We start from the raw sequence: 15,341 nt of genomic DNA, 5'->3' as shown, positions 1-15,341 counted from the left end.
GTGTTTCTATCCCTTCAGCACCCCCTTCGGCCGTTGAAGGGATAGCGCTGCCGCTCGCCCTGCAAATCGACGGTTTCTCAGGCCCTCCGCGAGCCCGACCACCCACTCACACCATGTACTTCGTAGCGATGGCGAGAGCGGGTGGTCGGCCTCGCTCGGACCTGAGGTTCAGATCTGCTGGGCGAGCGGCAGCTAGAGGCCTGAGTGGGACGGGTTACGGGTCAGTCGGAGGTGGCTTGGGCGTAGTTGGAGATGAGGTGATCGAGGGTGTGGACGGCTGCGAGGTTGGCGGCGAGGTCGTCGCGGATGGCGGCGGCTTCTTGGTCGGTGACGGCGTCGAGTTGGTCGCTGCGATTGATGTTGGTGACGCGGAGGTCGTAGCTGCAGCGGCGGAGCTGGTCGATGTGGCCGTCGGTCAGCGGGACGTCGATGGAGCCGGCGGCGGGGGTCGGAGACCAGCCGATGGCGTCGAGGACGGCAAAGGCGTCGCGGTAGATGACCGAGAGCGCGTGTTGCGCCTCGGGGCCGAACTCGAGGATCTCCTCGAAGAAGTAGTGGTTGGCTTCCAGGACCACGAGGGTCTGGGTGCGGAGGACGTCGGCCGTGGACGGGTCGACGCGAACCACGCAGGCGCGATTACGCTGCTGGGTGCTCATGGAGGTAAGGCTCCTTGGGCCGTGCCCCCGGCCGCTCCAACGGCGCGGGGGCGATTTGTTAAGGATGTCGCTGCAACCTTACCGGTTGGGTCGGCTGGTTTGGTGGATTCGGCGCGGGCTCGTTTGCTAGCTGCTGAGCAAGTCATCGAAGAAGTCCGTTTCCCCCATCCCGGCGTCCACGAAGTGGACGTGCTGATGCAGCGTGAAGGCAGCGGAGTGGTGCCCGAGCCAGGCCTGGACCTGCTTCACGCTCTCCTCTCCTCCCCCGCAGTCCTCGGCGCGAAGAGGAGCGAGGCGTAGGTGTGGCGGAACGTGTGGAAGGGTCATCCAGTCGAGCCGGCGCGTTTGGCGGCGGGACCGAGGACGTGGTCGTAGATGTTGGGGCGGTCGACGCGAGTGCCGGTGCTGGTCCTGAGGACGAGATCGCCGTCGATCGGGTTGGCGTTGACCGGGACGAGCAGGCGTCCGAGGAGGCGCGGAGAGGTCGGGATGCCGCGCTTACCGTGGGCCTTCGGCTCCCGGACCTGGCCGTCTGCGAACTGCCGGCGGACGCGGAGGACGGGCGCGGCGCTCACGACGAGATCGCGCCTACGGCGGACTTCGATCATCTCGCCGATCCGCAGGCCGGGGTGGGCCATGAACCCGAGGACAGCCGCCGCTCCGGCAGGATCTCGTCCAGCGGCGCGCCCAGCTGGACGACCGTCATCGCCGCTTGTCCTCGAAGTGCGGGCGCCCGGTGCCGTCTCCCTCGGGCACGGCCACGCGGACGCCGCTGGCCGGATTGGTGCGGATCATGTCGTCTTCGGACGCGTCAGCGAGCATCGCGCAGCGCGGCGATGTGCTGTCGGAATGAGGCCTTGGAGAGCTTGCGACCGGGGCGGCGCTGGTCTTTCCTGCTCCAGCAGCCGCGGTGTGAAGGCGTTCATGGTGTGGGACGGATGTCGCCGGGAAGGATCTGGCGGGAGTCGAAGTACGGAATGATCCGTTGTTCCAGCACTTGGCGATACCAGCGGCGGGTCGGCTCGCGGAAGCCGCCCGACGTCTTCCCCTGCTAGCTGTCGATCCAGTTGTGGCGTCGTCGCCGAACTTGATGTCCTCGGTGTCGAAGATCAGGCCGCGGTCGGCGTCGGCGTCGGCCTGGCGCTTCGCCTTCCGGGCGGCCGCGAGGGTCGGTGCGGTGCCCACTTCTGGCGTCCCTCGACGCGTTAGACGTAGGTGTACTTCTTGCCGCGCTTGTAGACGCCGGGCGTGTCGGTGTGGACCAACGTGGTCTTAGCCATCTCGATCTCCTTGGTGGAGTCGGGACGAGCCGGAGGCGCCTCTTCGACGCGGTGGTGCGAGCCGTGCGTCGATCTCGGAGAGCCGGAACGACAGCCGGGAGCCGTCCTTGCGGTGCGGGATGCGGCGACCGCGGCGGTCGCGCTGGGAGATGAGGTCGTAGATGGGTTGGCGCCGGCGTCCGAGATGCGCGGCGACGGCGACGGCCGACTCAGGGCTCGCGGCGGGACGGGCGATGCGCGCGACCAGCTCGTCTACGAGGGCGTCTGGCAGGACGACGGCCAGACCGTCAGGAGAAGCGGACATGTGACCGCCGGGGCGCGAGGCCGAGCGGTGTCCGGCAGAGGCCTGTTTGCGCCCCGTTTGCACCCCGTTTGCGACGAGGGCCGGAGGCGGGACGATCCGGGACGAACGAGCGGCCCGGAAAGCCCTGCAAGCGCGACGTATAGCTGGGGGGGGACTCGAACCCCCGACCTCACGATTATGAGTCGTGCGCTCTAACCAGCTGAGCTACCCAGCCACGGGGCGGTGGATGTTAGCGGTAGGGGCCGGAAGCGTCGCGCTCGCGGGCGCGGTCCTCGGAGAGGCCGATGGCGTAGAAGGCGGCGGAGATGAGGCCGACGCCGCCGATGCCGCCGATGGTGATCCCGATGAAGTCGAGGGTGGTCGAGGTGAAGATGGCCGCGATGACGCAGCCGAGGATGATCAGCCCGACGGAGAGGATGGCGAGGGTCTTGGGGGACAACGCGCGTTGAAGGGTACCTTCACCGGACGTGTCGGACACAGCTCTGGAACAGGCCGTGCAGAAGCTGCGCGCGGATGGCGCGGATGAGGGCGTCGTCGCCGCGTTCGAGCGGCGGTTCGCGCAGCTCGACGATCCCGAGGCCGGGTTCATGCGCGGCACGGACCTGGAGCCGGTGGAGGATGTGCCGGCGCTGGAGGATCTCCCGGACGCCGACGCCGACCCAGACGCCAGCGCCAACGCCAACGCCAACCCCGGCGCGCCCGCCATCGCCGTCCTCAAGCTCAACGGCGGCCTGGGCACCTCGATGGGCCTGCGCGGCCCGAAGTCGCTGATCGAGGTCAAGCCCGGCCACTCCTTCCTCGACGTCATCGCGCGCCAAGCGGCCGGCCGTCCGCTGGTCCTCATGAACTCGTTCTCGACCGACGAGGCGACCCGCGCCGCCGGCGTCGACGCGCGCACGTTCCTCCAGTCGCGCGAGCCGAAGCTGCGCGAGGACGACCACGCCCCGGTCGCGTGGCCCGCCGACCCCACGCTGGAGTGGTGTCCCCCGGGCCACGGCGACGTGTACGTCTCGCTCGCGGCGTCCGGGATGCTCGACGAGCTGCTGGCCGACGGCGTCGCGTGGGCGTTCATCTCCAACAGCGACAACCTGGGCGCCACGCCCGACGCGCGGATCCCGGCGTGGGCGCAGGCGCACGACGTCCCGTTCGTCATGGAGGTCGTCCGCGGCACGCCGGCCGACCGCAAGGGCGGGCACGTCGCCCGCCGGCGGGACGACGGGCGCATCGTCCTGCGCGAGACCGCCCAGACGCCGCCGGACGACGACTCGTTCACCGACGTCGAGCGGTGGCGCTACTACAACACCAACAACCTCTGGGTGGATCTCCGCGCGCTCCGGCAACTCCTACGACAAGACCCCGCCGGCCCGCGCCTCCCGCTGATCGTCAACCGCAAGACCGTCGACCCGCGCGACCCCGGATCCACCCCGGTGCTGCAGCTCGAGACCGCGATGGGCGCGGCGATCGGCGCGATCGAAGGCGCCCGCGCGGTCCTCGTCCCGCGCTCGCGCTTCGCGCCGGTCAAGACCACCGACGACCTGCTCGTCGTCCGCTCCGACGCCTACGAGCTCCACGACGACGGCACCATGCGCCCCACCTTCGACGGACCGCCCCCGGTCGTCTCGCTCGACCCCGAGTTCTACAAGTCGCTGTCGGATCTCGAGCAGCGCTTCCCCCACGGCCCGCCGTCCCTCCGCGAGGCCCGCAGCTTCACGGTCACCGGCGACGTCACGTTCGGCGCGGACGTCGCCGTGCGCGGCGACCGGAAGGTCGAGGCATGACCAGGATCACCGCCTTCGGGCCCGGCCGCGTCAACCTCATCGGCGAGCACACCGACTACAACGGCGGTCTCGCCCTCCCCTTCGCGATCGCCGAGGGGGTGACCGTCGTCGCGGAGGCGGCGGAGGGCGACGAGGTGACCGCGGTCGCCCACGACTTCGACGGCGAGACCGACACGTTCCCGGTCGCCGACCCGCCGCGCGGCGCCGACGGCTGGCGCCCGTTCGTGCGCGGGATCGTGGCGGAGCTGGAGATCGCCACCGCGGCGCGCCTCGAGATCCGCGGCGACCTCGCGCAGGGCTCCGGGCTGTCGTCCTCGGCCGCGCTCGAGGTGGCGCTCGCGCTCGCGCTGCTCGGCCTGGAGGACCGCGAGATCCCCCGCGACGAGCTGGCCAGGCTCTGCTCCCGCGTCGAGAACAACTGGGTCGGCGCCCAGACCGGCCTCCTGGACCAGACCGCCTCGCTGCTCGCCACCGACGGCCACGCGCTGCGGATCGACTTCGCCACCATGGAGACGACGAGCGTCCCGCTCGATCTCAAGGACCATGTCTTGGTCACCGTCGACTCCGGCGACCACCACTCGCTCTCCGCGGCCAACGGCTACAACGAGCGCCGGGCGGAGTGCGACGAGGCGGCCGAGCGGCTCGGGGTGGCGACGATCAGCGAGGCGACGGAGGAGCAGGCGGCCGCCTTGCCCGAGCCGCTGCGCCGGCGGGTGCGCCACGTGCTGACCGAGAACGCGCGCGTGGACGCCACGGTAGCCGCGCTGGCCGCGGGCGACCTGCCCCAGGTCGGGCGGCTGCTGAACGACTCGCACCGGTCGCTGCGCGACGACTACGAGGCCTCGACCGACCGCGTGGAGCAGACGGTGAAGCGACTCAAAGACGCCGGCGCCCTCGGCGCCCGCATGGTCGGCGGCGGCTTCGGCGGCCACGTCCTGGCGCTCTTCCCGCCCGGCGCGCCCCTCCCGGACGACGCGCACGAGGTCCGCCCCGGTCCCGGGGCCCGGCTCCTCTAGGACGAGGAGCCGCCCAGCTCCTCGCGCTTGCGCTCCTCCTCCTGGAGCTGGCGCCCCAGCGGCCGCCACAGCGACCAGGCGATGAACAGCAGCCCGAGCACGAGCATCCCCAACCCGGCCCAGAGGTTGATGCGCACGCCCGCCGCCTTGGCGACCTCCGCCTGGCTGTCCCCGAGCCCCACGATCGTCAGCACGACGCCGTAGAGCACGAACAGCCCGCCGATGATCCGGCGCAGGTCGAAGAGGTTCGCCGCCTGCGCCTCGCGCGTCCCGGTGCCCTGGTCCTCGGACTCGTTCGCTCGCTTGTCTCGCGACTCATCGCTCATCGTCACCAACCCCTAGAAGAAGATGATCGTCAGGACCAGGCCCAGGGCGATCGCCCCGAACCCCAGCAGCTTCGGGGACTCCCACCAACTTCGGTGCAGCGACGCCGTCGCCGCGTCCTCCTCGTTGGCCATCCCCCACACCAGCCCCTGCAGCTCCTCCACCGGCTTGGGCTTCGTGACCAGCGTCACGGCGACCGTCACGATCGCGTCGACCACGAACGCCGCGCCCGCGCCCCAGAACGACTCGTCCAGGTCCGACCCGAAGTTGAACCAGTTGAGCCACTTGTACCCCACGTAGGTCACCAGCGCCGCGACCGTGCCGGAGACCAGGCCGAGCAGGCCCGCCGTCGACGACACCCGCTTCCAGAACATCGCGATGATGAACGTCGCGAACAGCGGCGCGTTGAAGATCGAGAACAGCGCCTGCAGGTAGTTCATCAGGTTCTGGTAGCCCGACGCGATCAGCGCGGTCCCGATCGCCACCACGATCCCGCCGACCGTCACATAGCGACCCACCCTGATGTAGAACGCGTCATCCCGGTCCTTCGCGATGTACGGCTCGACGATGTCGGTCGTCACGACCGTGTTGAACGCCGACACGTTCGCCGCCACGCCCGCCATGAACGACGCCATCAGGCCCGTCAGCGCGATGCCGAGCATGCCGTTGGGCAGGTACTCGTTCATCAACAGCGGGATCGCGTTGTTGTAGGCCAGGTCCGAGTTGCTGCCGCCCAGGCCCGGGATCTTCCACAGCGCGATCATGCCCGGGAGGACGACGATGGCGGGGATCAGCAGCTTCGGGTAGGCGCCGATCAGCGGCGTCCGCTGGCCGGCGCTCAGGTCCCGGGCGCTCAACGCTCGCTGAACCTCCGCGAAGTTCGTCGTCCAGTAGCCGAACGACAGCACGAAGCCGAGGCCGAAGACGATCCCGATCCACGTCGACCCGATCGGGTTGGTGACGCTCCCGACGCCCGTGCCCTGCAACGCGTGCAGCCCGGCCTCGCCGATCTTGGAGTGCTTGAGGTGGCCTTTCAGCCCGCCCCAGCCGCCGGCGTCGTGCAGCGCGACGATCGTCAGCGGCAGCAGCGCCGCCACGATCACGAAGAACTGCAGCACCTCGTTGTAGATCGCCGAGGACAGGCCGCCGAGCGTGATGTACGCCAACACGATCACGGCGGCGACGAGGATGCCGACGATGATCGGCCAGCCGAGCAGGAGCTGGAGCACCAGCGCCAGCGCGAACAGGTTGACGCCCGCGATCAGCACGGTCGCCAGCGCGAACGTCCAGGAGTTGAACAGGTGCGAGCGCTTGTCGAAGCGCATCAGCAGGTACTCGGGCACCGACCGCACGCGCGCGCCGTAGTAGAAGGGCATCATCACGAGGCCCAGGAAGACCATCGCCGGGACCGCGCCGATCCAGTAGTAGTTGACCGTCGCGACGCCGTACTGCGCGCCGTTGGCGCCCATGCCCAGGATCTCGGTCGCGCCCAGGTTCGCCGACACGAACGCCAGGCCCGTGATCCACGCCGGCAGCGTCCGCCCGGACAGGAAGTAGTCCAGCGACGTCTTGATGTAGCGACGGGCGACGAACCCGACGCCGAGGACGACGATGAAGTAGACGCCCAGGATCGCGAAGTCCAACGCGTTCGTGTTCAGGCGCACGTCGGTCGCGGCGAGCATGGCTCGTCAGTGCCCGGACAGGGCCCGCGGCAATCGTCCGCACGCGATCCGACGATCGACCGAGCATCGGCGCGGCGGTGGTGTCCGATCGCGCCAAATCGCGACGCTCACCGGTTTCTGCCTTCAGCGAGGCTGGGTATCGGGCCCGCCGCCATGCACCGAGTACTCCAGCGAGCGCTGCTCGCCTCCACGACGGCGGCCACCCTCTCGGCGGCTGCCGTCCCCGCCCACGCGGCCCCCGCGGGTCGCGCCACCATCGATGGCAGCGCCCCGAGCTGGGCGCAGCCCGGCCGCGACCAGGGCGCGGCCGACAACGGCAGCCCGGTCGACATCAAGGTCTACCTCCCGCTGCGCGACGCCGACACGGCGCTGGCGATGGTCCACGACGTCTCGGATCCCCAGAGCGCGGCCTACGGCCAGTACCTCTCGCCGCAGGACTTCCGCTCCCGGTTCGCGCCGTCGGACGCCGACGTCGCGCAGGTCGAGCGGTTCCTGAAGGGCGCCGGCCTCTCGGTCGGCGACGTCCCCGCCAACCACACCAGCATCGCGGCCTCCGGCTCGTTGGCCCAGGTCGAGCAGGCCTTCGGCGTCGACGTCCACCGGTACGCCTACCGCGGCAAGGTCCTCAACGCCCCGACCGCGCCGCTGACGATCCCGTCCGCGCTGCAGGGCAAGGTCCTCGCCGTGTCCGGCGTCGACCAGTCCGGCGCGCTGACGCGGCCCGCGAGCGTCCCGCCGCGCGGCGACGACGCCTTCTACCAGGGCACCAAGCCCAACGCGCCCGCCGCTCCGGCCACCAAGCACACCAACAACGGCGCGAAGGCCGGCCAGGGCGCCCCGCCGCCGCCCGCGTTCGTCAACGCGCCGCCGTGCTCGGAGTACTTCGGCGCGAAGATCGCCTCCGACCTCCCCGACGCCTACGGGTCCAAGCAGCCCTACGCGCCGTGCGGCTACACGCCCGCGCAGTTCCAGGGCGCCTACGGCAACGACCAGGCCATCGCCAAGGGCCTGGACGGCAGCGGCATCACGGTCGCGATCACCGACGCGTACGCCGCGCCGACGATCCTCCAGGACGCCAACGCCTACGCCCAGGCCCACGGCCAGGCGCCGTTCGCCCAGGGCCAGTTCTCGCAGGTGACGCCGAAGAAGTACCTCTACGGCTACAACGACAAGAAGAACGGCGACCTCTGCGGCGAGCAGGGCTGGTACGGCGAGGAGACGCTCGACGTCGAGGCCGTGCACGCGATGGCCCCGGGCGCGAAGGTCGTCTACGTCGCCGGCCGGTCCTGCGACGACGGGGACCTCGAGGGCGCGCTGAACACCGTCGTGGACAACAAGCTGGCGACGATCGTGACCAACTCCTGGGGGTCGCTCGGCGAGGACGAGCCCGCCGACTACCTGAAGGCCTACCAGCAGACGTTCATCCAGGCCGACCTGGAGGGCATCGGCATGTTCTTCAGCTCGGGCGACGAGGGGGACGACAGCACCCAGACCGCCGACGGCACGCCCGCCGCGGACTTCCCGTCGACCGACCCGCTGGTGACCGCCGTCGGCGGCACGTCGCTGGGCGTCGGCCAGGACGACGACTACCTGTTCGAGACGGGATGGGCCACCGGGACGAGCAAGCTCTCGGCCGACGGCACGAGCTGGGATCCGACGCCTCCGGGCGACTGGGCCTACGGCGCGGGCGGCGGCGTGTCGGTGCTGTTCGACCAGCCGTGGTACCAGCAGGGCGTCGTGCCGGACGCGGTCGCCCACGGCAAGCGGGCGACGCCCGACATCGCGATGGACGGCGACCCGCAGACCGGCATGCTCGTCGGCGAGACCCAGACGTTCCCCGACGGCTCGGCGAAGTACGCCGAGTACCGGATCGGCGGGACGTCGCTGGCCTCCCCGCTGTACGCGGGCCTGGAGGCCATCGCCGACCAGGCGTGGGGCCGCGCGCACGGGTTCGTCAACCCGAAGATCTACGCGCTGAACGGCACGAGCGCGGTGCACGACATCGTGCCGCCCGCCTCGCCGAAGGCCGTCGTGCGCGTCGACTACAACAACAAGGTCGACGACTCGGCCGGGACCACGACGTCGCTGCGCACGCTCGACGACGAGGCCCAGTCGATCCACACCGCGCCGGGCTGGGACACGATCACCGGCGTCGGCACCCCGAACGGGATCGAGTACATCAAGAACCTCGGATGAGGTGAGCGCGCCGTGCAGCTTCCCGGTCGGCCATGAGCGCCGGGAAGCTGCGCGGTCGTTCCCGCGCCGCGAGCGGGCGGGATCGGCCGGCTAGCCGAGGTAGCCCTCGACCGTGCCCCCGCCGCGGAGCTGCTGCTCGTCCGGGTCGTTGCCGGCGCGGCGTGCGGCCTCACGGCGGCGCAGCAGGTCCCACAGCTGGTCCAGCTCGACCTTGATCGCCGACAGCCGATCGGCGTCGCGTTCGATGACCTCCGGATGGTTGGTCTCGGCGGCCGCGCCCTCCTCGTCGCGCAGCTTGCGCTCCTCGCCCTCCAGCTCCTCGATGCGCGCGCGGATCTGATCGTCGTCCATGACGACCACCGTACGACCTCGGAACCCGTCTCGCCAGGGTGTCCTTGTCAGAGCTTGTGGTGGAAGGCCTCGTGCCCAGCAAGACCTACACGTCGCCGTTTCCGGCGTGGGGCCCGATCACGCCGGCGCGCGATCACCGGCCAGCCGCTCGCGCAGGCGCCGCATGGCGGTGGTGTTGCCGCGCCGCAGCACGGTCCGGACCAGCGGCGACAGCACGCGGTCGGACAGCGGCGCCTGCTCCCACGCGTAGGTGAACGTCACGCGCGTGCCGCCGTCGGGCAGGTCGTCCAGGAGGTAGGTGCCGGTCGCCACCCGGCGGCCCTCGGCGGACACGTTGCGCTCGACGATCGACGCGGGCGCGGACGCGGCGACGACCTCGATGTCGGCGTGGTCGGACAGCGCGCCGAACGAGGACTTCACGCGCGCCTTCGAGCCGATGCCGCGCGCCGGGCCGGAGTACTCCCAGTCGGTGAGCATGTGGTTCGTGAACGGCTCGTGGTTGGCCATCACGTCGAGGTGGTCGAAGACGTCCGCCCGGGGATGCGGGACGTCGATCGAGACGGAGACAGGTCGAGGGGTCATGTACCGGACGGTACACTACGGTCATGCCGAAGCGCAACGCCCGCGAGCAGCTCCTGGAGCGCGCCATCGCCCACATCTCCGACCGGGGCATCAGCGACCTCTCGCTGCGCGAGCTGGGCACGGCGATCGGCAGCAGCCACCGCATGCTCATCCACCACTTCGGCTCCCGCGAGGGCCTGTGGGTCGAGGTCATCCGGACCGTCGAGGCCCGGCAGCGCGAGAACCTGCCCGACCTCCTCCCCGACCCGATCGCCGACCCGGCCGGCGCGATGCGCGCCTGGTGGCGCCACATCTCCGATCCGTCGTTCTGGCCCAACGAGCGGTTGTTCTATGAGTTGTACGGCCAGGCGCTGCAACGACGCCCGGGGACCGAGGAGCTGCTGGACGGCATCGTCGACTCGTGGCTGCCTCCGGTCATCGCCATCAACATGGCCTACGGGATGGACGAGCCCACCGCCACCGCGCACGCGCGCCTGGGCGTCGCGGTCACCCGGGGGCTCCTGCTCGACCTCCTGGCCACGGAGGACCGCGACGCGGTCGACGCCGCGATGGAGCGCTGGATCGCCATCAACCTCGCCGCGCGGTAGCCGCGGTGGTTGAATGACGACGTGCTGACGACCCACGTGCTCGACGTGGCGAGCGGGCGCCCGGCCGCGGGCGTCGAGACCGAGCTCCGGCGCGACGGCCGGCTCGTCACCGCGCGGAAGGACCACGTGCCGCGGCCGGCGGCGCCGTGGTCGTGCTCGACCGACCGCGGGTCGTGAGCGGCGAGCGGATTGTCGCCCGCTGCCGCGAGCTCGCGCGCGTCTCGGAGGAGGACGGACGGCTGACGCGGCGCTACGCGACGCCGGCGATGGCGCGCGCCAACACGCTCGTCGGCTCGTGGATGCGCGAGGCGGGGATGACCGCGCGGCTGGACGTCGGCGGCAACCTCGTCGGGCGGCGGCCCGGGACGTCGGTGCTGGCCGGGACGTTGTTGCTGGGGTCGCACCTCGACACGGTGCGCGACGCGGGGGCCTTCGACGGGCCGCTGGGCGTGGTGACCGCGATCGACCTGGTGCGGCGGCTGCGCGAGGAGGGCGTCGTGCTGCCGTTCGCGATCGACGTGCTCGGCTTCGCCGACGAGGAGGGCCTGCGGTTCGGGACCGCCTACCTCGGATCGCGCGCGGTCGCCGGGACGTTCGACGCGCGGCTGTTGGACGTGACCGACGACGCGGGCGTCACCGTCCGCGAGGCGCTGGCGAGGTTCGGCGGCGACCCGGCGGGCGCGGTCGACGGCGGCGCGTCGCGGCGCGGCGAGCGGCTGCTGGGCTACGTCGAGGTCCACATGGAGCAGGGGCCGGTGCTGGAGCGGCGCGGCGCGGCCGTCGGCGTCGTCTCCGGGATCGCGGGCGCGACGCGCGCCGAGGTCCGCTTCGCCGGCCAGGCCGGGCACGCGGGCACGGTCCCGATGGCGCTGCGGCGCGACTGCGCGCCGGCGGTCGCCGAGCTGGTCCTGGCCGCCGAGGCGCTGGCGCGCGGGACCGACGGGCTGCTGGCGACCGTCGGGCAGCTCGCCGTCGAGCCCGGCGCGCCGAACGTCGTCCCGGGCGCCGCGACCGCGTTCCTCGACGTGCGCCACGAGGACGACGCGGTCCGCTGCGCGGCGGTCGAGCGCCTGCGCACGCGCGCGGCCGAGATCGCGAGCGCGCGGTCCCTGGAGATCGCGTGGGACACGCGGCTGGACAACCCGGCGGTCGCGATGGACCCCGCGCTGACCGGGCGCCTGGCGCGCGCGGCGCCCGGCGCGCCCTCGCTGCCGTCCGGCGCCGGGCACGACGGCGTGGCGATCGCCGCGCTCTGCCCGATCGCGATGCTCTTCGTGCGCTGCGAGCACGGGCTCTCGCACCACCCGGACGAATCGGTCGCGCCCGACGACGCGCAGGCGGCGGTCGACGTGCTGCACGCCTTCGTGACCGAGCTGGCGGCGGAGCTCGAGCAGGACGTATGACCGCGTCGAGCGCGGAGGCCGACATGGCTTTGCTCGATCGCGGGCAGGATCGGATGGTGCGCCCCGACGACCTCCTCGATCGCCGCCGGCTCTCGCCCCTCGCGGGGCAGACGCCGCGCGGCCCCTGGTCGGCGAGCCGATCGGGCGGGTGGTGACGCGGGCGTGAGCGTGGCGGCGGTCCACGACGAGGTCGCCCGCGGCTGGCTGAGCGACGGGCGCGCGGTCGCGCAGGGCCTGCTCGTCGCGGTCGAGGGCTCCTCGCCGCTGGAGCCGGGTGCGACGATGTTGGTGGACTCGGGCGGCGCGATCGAGGGCTCGGTCAGCGGCGGCTGCGTAGAGAGCGCGGTCGCCCAGGAGGCGATGGCGCTGCTGGGCGCGGCCGACGGCGACCGGCGTCCCCGCCTGCGCCGCTTCGGGATCTCCGACGAGTTGGCCGGCGGCGTCGGCCTGACCTGCGGCGGCATCGTGGAGGTGTTGATCCACGCGATCGCCGACCCGGCGCCGGCGCTCGCGTTCCTGGAGGCGACGACCGGCGCGCTGGCGACCGTGGTCGACGGCCCGCGGGCGGGCGCGCAGCTCGCCCTGGTCGACGGCACGCTGACCGGCGCGCCGTTGCACCCCAACATCGTCCGCGACCTGCGCGGCGCGGCCCGCACCGGCGTGCGGCGCTACGGCGCCGACGGCTCGACGCTCGGCGCCGACGTCCGCGTGTTCTTCGCGGTCCGCGCGCCGCGGCCGCGCCTGGCGATCGTCGGCGCGACCGACTTCTCCGCCGCGCTGGCGCCGCTGGCCCGCGCGATCGGCTGGGACGTCGCGATCTGCGACCCCCGCTCGGCCTTCGCCCGCTCCGACCGCTTCGCCCGCGCCGCCGACGTGACGGTCGCGGCGCCCGGGCCCTGGGTGACCGCCACCGGCCTGGGGCCGTCCGACGCGTTGTTGGTGTTCTCGCACGACCCCAAGCACGACGAGCCCGCGCTGCTGGCCGGCCTGGCCTCCGACGCCGGCTTCGTCGGCGCGCTGGGCTCCCGCAGGACCGACGCCGGCCGCCGCGACCGCCTCCGCGCCGCCGGGGCCACCGCCGCCCAGCTCACCCGCCTGCACTCGCCCTGCGGTCTGGACATCGGCGCCCGCACGCCCGACGAGACCGCCGTCTCGGTCCTGGCCGAGATCGTCGCGACCCGCACCGGCCGCCCGGGCACGCCGCTACGCCGGACGTCGGAGCCGATCCACCCGCGCTAGGTCCGCCGGCGTGTCGACGTCGTCCGGCGCGCCGAGGCCGTCGCAGAGCACGAGCCGCGCGTCGCCCAGCAGCGGGCGGGCGCCCTGGTCGCCGCGCAGCTGCGCGACCGCGGCGAACAGCGAGGACTCGATCACGGTCGGGTGGTTGGGGACGCCGTCGTAGGTCGCGCGGACGGCGGCGACCGTGCCGGGCGCACGGGCGGCGAGCACGCGGGCGACCGCGCGGCCGTCGAGCAGCGGCTGGTCGGCCAGCGCGATGACGACCGCGTCCGCGCCCCGCTCGCGTGCCGCCCACGCGACGCCGCAGCGCAGCGACGCGGCGATGCCCTCGGCCCAGTCGTCGCAGCGCACGACCGCGGCGCCGTCGGGCTCGAACGGCTCCGCGCCGACCACGACGACGACGTCGTCCACCCCGCCCTCGCGCAGCGCCGCCAGCGGCCACTCGTACAGCTGGCGCCCGGCGACCTCCGCCAGCGCCTTCGGCCCGCCGGCGTCGCCGAACCGCGCGCCCGCGCCCGCCGCGAGCAGCACGCCGATCACCGGGCCGGCGGGCGGCATGGCCTCAGCGTGTGCAGCGCGACGTCGTCGCCGCGTCGCTCGGACACCAGGTCGAACGTCCCGCGCGCGGCGGCGAGGAAGTCGCGCGTGCCCGCCCGCCGCGGGTCGGCCAGGAGCAGGACGCCGTCGTCCTTCAACAACCGCGGCCACAGCCGCAGCGCGATCTCGACGTTGGCCTGCAGGTACAGCACGTCCGCCGCCAACAGCACGTCGAACGGCCCGCGCGCGACGAGCGCCTCGCCGTGCGCCGCCCAGTCCACGTGCGCGACCTCGGCGGTCACCCCGTTCAGCGCGAGGTTGTGCGCGGCGAACGCCACCGCGTCCGGCGCGCCGTCGGTCGCGAGCACCTCGGCGCCCGCCCGCGCCGCCACGACGCTCGGCGCGCCCAGCCCGCAGCCCAGCTCCAGCACGCGCGCGCCCGCCGACACCATCGTCGGGTCGTCGGCCAGCGCGCCCGCCAGCTCCAGCCCGCTCGGCCACGGCCGCGCCCAGTACGGGATCGGCCGGCCCGCGCCGCCCTCCTCGTGGCGCAGCTGCTCCCAGTCGCGCGGCAGCACCAAGGACACGTCCCGCGACGCCGCCCGCTCGCCGCCCACCGCGAAGCGCTCCACCGCCACGTCCAGCAGCGCCGGCGGCAGCTCCTCCACGCCCACCCCGCGCAGCCCGGCGAGCTGCTCGCCGAGCGTGGTGCGCAGGAGCTGGAGCGGGTCAGCCAAAGGCGATCGGCGTCGGGTCGCGCAGGAGCGCCAGGGCCTCGGCGTACATCCCCTTCTTGATCGCGCCGAGCGTCGCGCCGTTCTTGCCGGCCAGCGCGGCCGCCCGCTCGATCGCGCGCGGCAGGACCGCGTCCTCGCCGACCGCGTCGTCGACGATCCCGGCGGCGGCCGCGTCGGCCCCGCCGTAGCGGCGGCCGGTCGTCATCGCCTCGTGCGCGGCGGCCTTGCTCAGCCGCGCCTGGATCAGCGCGGCCATCGGCGGCGTGAACGGGATGTTGATGTCCACCTCGGGCAGGCAGAAGAACCCGCGGTCGGCGCGCATCACCCGGAAGTCGTGAGCGACCGCCAGCATCGCGCCCGCGGCGAAGCAATGTCCTTGGATCGCCGCGACCGTCGGCACCGGCAACGCCAACATCTTGCCGAACAGCGCGTGCACGGTCGGGACGAACGCGGGGATCTCCGACGCGTTCTGGCCCATCCAGTCCAGGTCCAGGCCGTTGGACCAGATCTTGCCCGTGGCCGTCGTCACCAGCGCGCGCGGCGACGGCGCGGCCGCGACCTCGTCGAGCAACGCGCCGACCGCGCCGACCCACTCGGGGTTGAAGCGGTTCTCGTCGTCGCCGAGGTTCAAGAGGAAGACGTCGCCGTCGCGATCCAGGGTGGGCATGG

Annotated in this window: 18 protein-coding genes and 1 tRNA gene; 7 read left to right on the top strand and 12 right to left on the bottom strand. The window is 72.6% G+C overall.

Features of this window, described 5'->3' with window-relative positions:
* Positions 1-221 precede the first annotated feature (221 nt).
* From VFG42_RS05700 to VFG42_RS05680, 5 genes are all read right to left on the bottom strand, one after another.
* Positions 222-656, bottom strand: coding sequence for a hypothetical protein (locus VFG42_RS05700; protein ID WP_324906164.1), 435 nt, complete (start codon positions 654-656; stop codon positions 222-224).
* Between the two features lie 126 nt (positions 657-782).
* Entirely contained in the window at positions 783-905 is a 123-nt protein-coding gene (locus tag VFG42_RS05695; RefSeq protein ID WP_324906162.1) for a hypothetical protein, read from the bottom strand.
* 74 nt (positions 906-979) lie between these two features.
* On the bottom strand, positions 980-1,294 hold the full coding sequence (locus VFG42_RS05690) for a hypothetical protein (protein WP_324906160.1): 315 nt from the start codon (positions 1,292-1,294) through the stop codon (positions 980-982).
* A 1,086-nt stretch (positions 1,295-2,380) separates the two neighbouring features.
* Positions 2,381-2,454 (bottom strand) — tRNA-Met (locus tag VFG42_RS05685).
* A gap of 15 nt (positions 2,455-2,469) precedes the next feature.
* Positions 2,470-2,679 carry a hypothetical protein gene (locus VFG42_RS05680; protein ID WP_324906158.1) on the bottom strand — a complete coding sequence of 70 codons (210 nt, stop codon included), beginning with the start codon at positions 2,677-2,679 and terminating at the stop codon, positions 2,470-2,472.
* A 28-nt stretch (positions 2,680-2,707) separates the two neighbouring features.
* Here VFG42_RS05680 and VFG42_RS05675 point away from each other — a divergent pair, with 28 nt between their 5' ends.
* Together VFG42_RS05675 and VFG42_RS05670 are read left to right on the top strand one after the other, a co-directional pair.
* Entirely contained in the window at positions 2,708-4,018 is a 1,311-nt protein-coding gene (locus VFG42_RS05675; RefSeq protein WP_324906156.1) for a UTP--glucose-1-phosphate uridylyltransferase, read from the top strand.
* Positions 4,015-5,034: a galactokinase gene (locus tag VFG42_RS05670; RefSeq protein ID WP_324906154.1), complete on the top strand. Its 1,020-nt coding sequence runs from the start codon at positions 4,015-4,017 to the stop codon at positions 5,032-5,034. The genes VFG42_RS05675 and VFG42_RS05670 overlap by 4 nt, the downstream gene beginning before the upstream one ends.
* Here VFG42_RS05670 and VFG42_RS05665 read toward each other — a convergent pair.
* Positions 5,031-5,360, bottom strand: coding sequence for a hypothetical protein (locus VFG42_RS05665; RefSeq protein ID WP_324906152.1), 330 nt, complete (start codon positions 5,358-5,360; stop codon positions 5,031-5,033). The two genes, VFG42_RS05670 and VFG42_RS05665, sit on opposite strands and share 4 nt — an antisense overlap.
* Before the next feature lie 12 nt (positions 5,361-5,372).
* Positions 5,373-7,040, bottom strand: a complete 1,668-nt coding sequence (locus tag VFG42_RS05660) for a sodium:solute symporter family protein (RefSeq protein WP_324906150.1) — start codon at positions 7,038-7,040, stop codon at positions 5,373-5,375.
* 153 nt (positions 7,041-7,193) lie between these two features.
* Between VFG42_RS05660 and VFG42_RS05655 the strand changes: the two genes are divergently transcribed.
* Positions 7,194-9,236, top strand: coding sequence for a S53 family peptidase (locus VFG42_RS05655; protein ID WP_324906148.1), 2,043 nt, complete (start codon positions 7,194-7,196; stop codon positions 9,234-9,236).
* Positions 9,237-9,326: 90 nt separating this feature from the next.
* On the opposite strand, the gene VFG42_RS05650 is transcribed toward VFG42_RS05655, so the two are convergent.
* Together VFG42_RS05650 and VFG42_RS05645 are read right to left on the bottom strand one after the other, a co-directional pair.
* Positions 9,327-9,587 (bottom strand): DUF2630 family protein, encoded by a 261-nt coding sequence (locus tag VFG42_RS05650; protein ID WP_324906146.1) that lies wholly within the window; start codon positions 9,585-9,587, stop codon positions 9,327-9,329.
* A gap of 117 nt (positions 9,588-9,704) precedes the next feature.
* Positions 9,705-10,169 carry an SRPBCC family protein gene (locus VFG42_RS05645; RefSeq protein ID WP_324906144.1) on the bottom strand — a complete coding sequence of 155 codons (465 nt, stop codon included), beginning with the start codon at positions 10,167-10,169 and terminating at the stop codon, positions 9,705-9,707.
* Between the two features lie 23 nt (positions 10,170-10,192).
* Between VFG42_RS05645 and VFG42_RS05640 the strand changes: the two genes are divergently transcribed.
* The 4 genes from VFG42_RS05640 (at position 10,193) to VFG42_RS05625 (ending at position 13,398) form a co-directional block, all read left to right on the top strand.
* The gene (locus VFG42_RS05640; protein ID WP_324906142.1) at positions 10,193-10,756 is read left to right on the top strand and encodes a helix-turn-helix domain-containing protein; all 564 of its coding nucleotides are present in this window, start codon (positions 10,193-10,195) and stop codon (positions 10,754-10,756) included.
* Positions 10,757-10,765: 9 nt separating this feature from the next.
* A complete protein-coding gene (locus VFG42_RS05635; protein ID WP_324906140.1) occupies positions 10,766-10,933 on the top strand; it encodes a hypothetical protein in 168 nt (55 codons plus the stop codon).
* On the top strand, positions 10,909-12,159 hold the full coding sequence (locus VFG42_RS05630; protein WP_324906138.1) for an allantoate amidohydrolase: 1,251 nt from the start codon (positions 10,909-10,911) through the stop codon (positions 12,157-12,159). Before VFG42_RS05635 ends, VFG42_RS05630 begins: the two co-directional genes overlap by 25 nt.
* A gap of 162 nt (positions 12,160-12,321) precedes the next feature.
* The gene (locus VFG42_RS05625) at positions 12,322-13,398 is read left to right on the top strand and encodes an XdhC/CoxI family protein (RefSeq protein WP_324906136.1); all 1,077 of its coding nucleotides are present in this window, start codon (positions 12,322-12,324) and stop codon (positions 13,396-13,398) included.
* On the opposite strand, the gene VFG42_RS05620 is transcribed toward VFG42_RS05625, so the two are convergent.
* From VFG42_RS05620 to VFG42_RS05610, 3 genes are read right to left on the bottom strand one after another with little or no spacing between them, the layout of a single operon-like run.
* On the bottom strand, positions 13,363-13,956 hold the full coding sequence (locus VFG42_RS05620) for a nucleotidyltransferase family protein (RefSeq protein ID WP_324906134.1): 594 nt from the start codon (positions 13,954-13,956) through the stop codon (positions 13,363-13,365). The genes VFG42_RS05625 and VFG42_RS05620 overlap by 36 nt on opposite strands.
* Positions 13,935-14,672: a class I SAM-dependent methyltransferase gene (locus VFG42_RS05615; protein ID WP_324906132.1), complete on the bottom strand. Its 738-nt coding sequence runs from the start codon at positions 14,670-14,672 to the stop codon at positions 13,935-13,937. The genes VFG42_RS05620 and VFG42_RS05615 overlap by 22 nt, the downstream gene beginning before the upstream one ends.
* Complete coding sequence (locus VFG42_RS05610; protein ID WP_324906130.1) at positions 14,665-15,339, bottom strand: enoyl-CoA hydratase-related protein; 675 nt, start codon at positions 15,337-15,339, stop codon at positions 14,665-14,667. Before VFG42_RS05610 ends, VFG42_RS05615 begins: the two co-directional genes overlap by 8 nt.
* Positions 15,340-15,341 lie beyond the last annotated feature (2 nt).

Origin of the sequence: Baekduia sp. (genome assembly GCF_035685985.1) — a bacterium.
In the GTDB taxonomy this organism is placed as follows: domain Bacteria; phylum Actinomycetota; class Thermoleophilia; order Solirubrobacterales; family Solirubrobacteraceae; genus Baekduia.
Note: the sequence above shows the minus strand (reverse complement) of the source record. Positions and strands in the feature narration are given on the sequence as shown.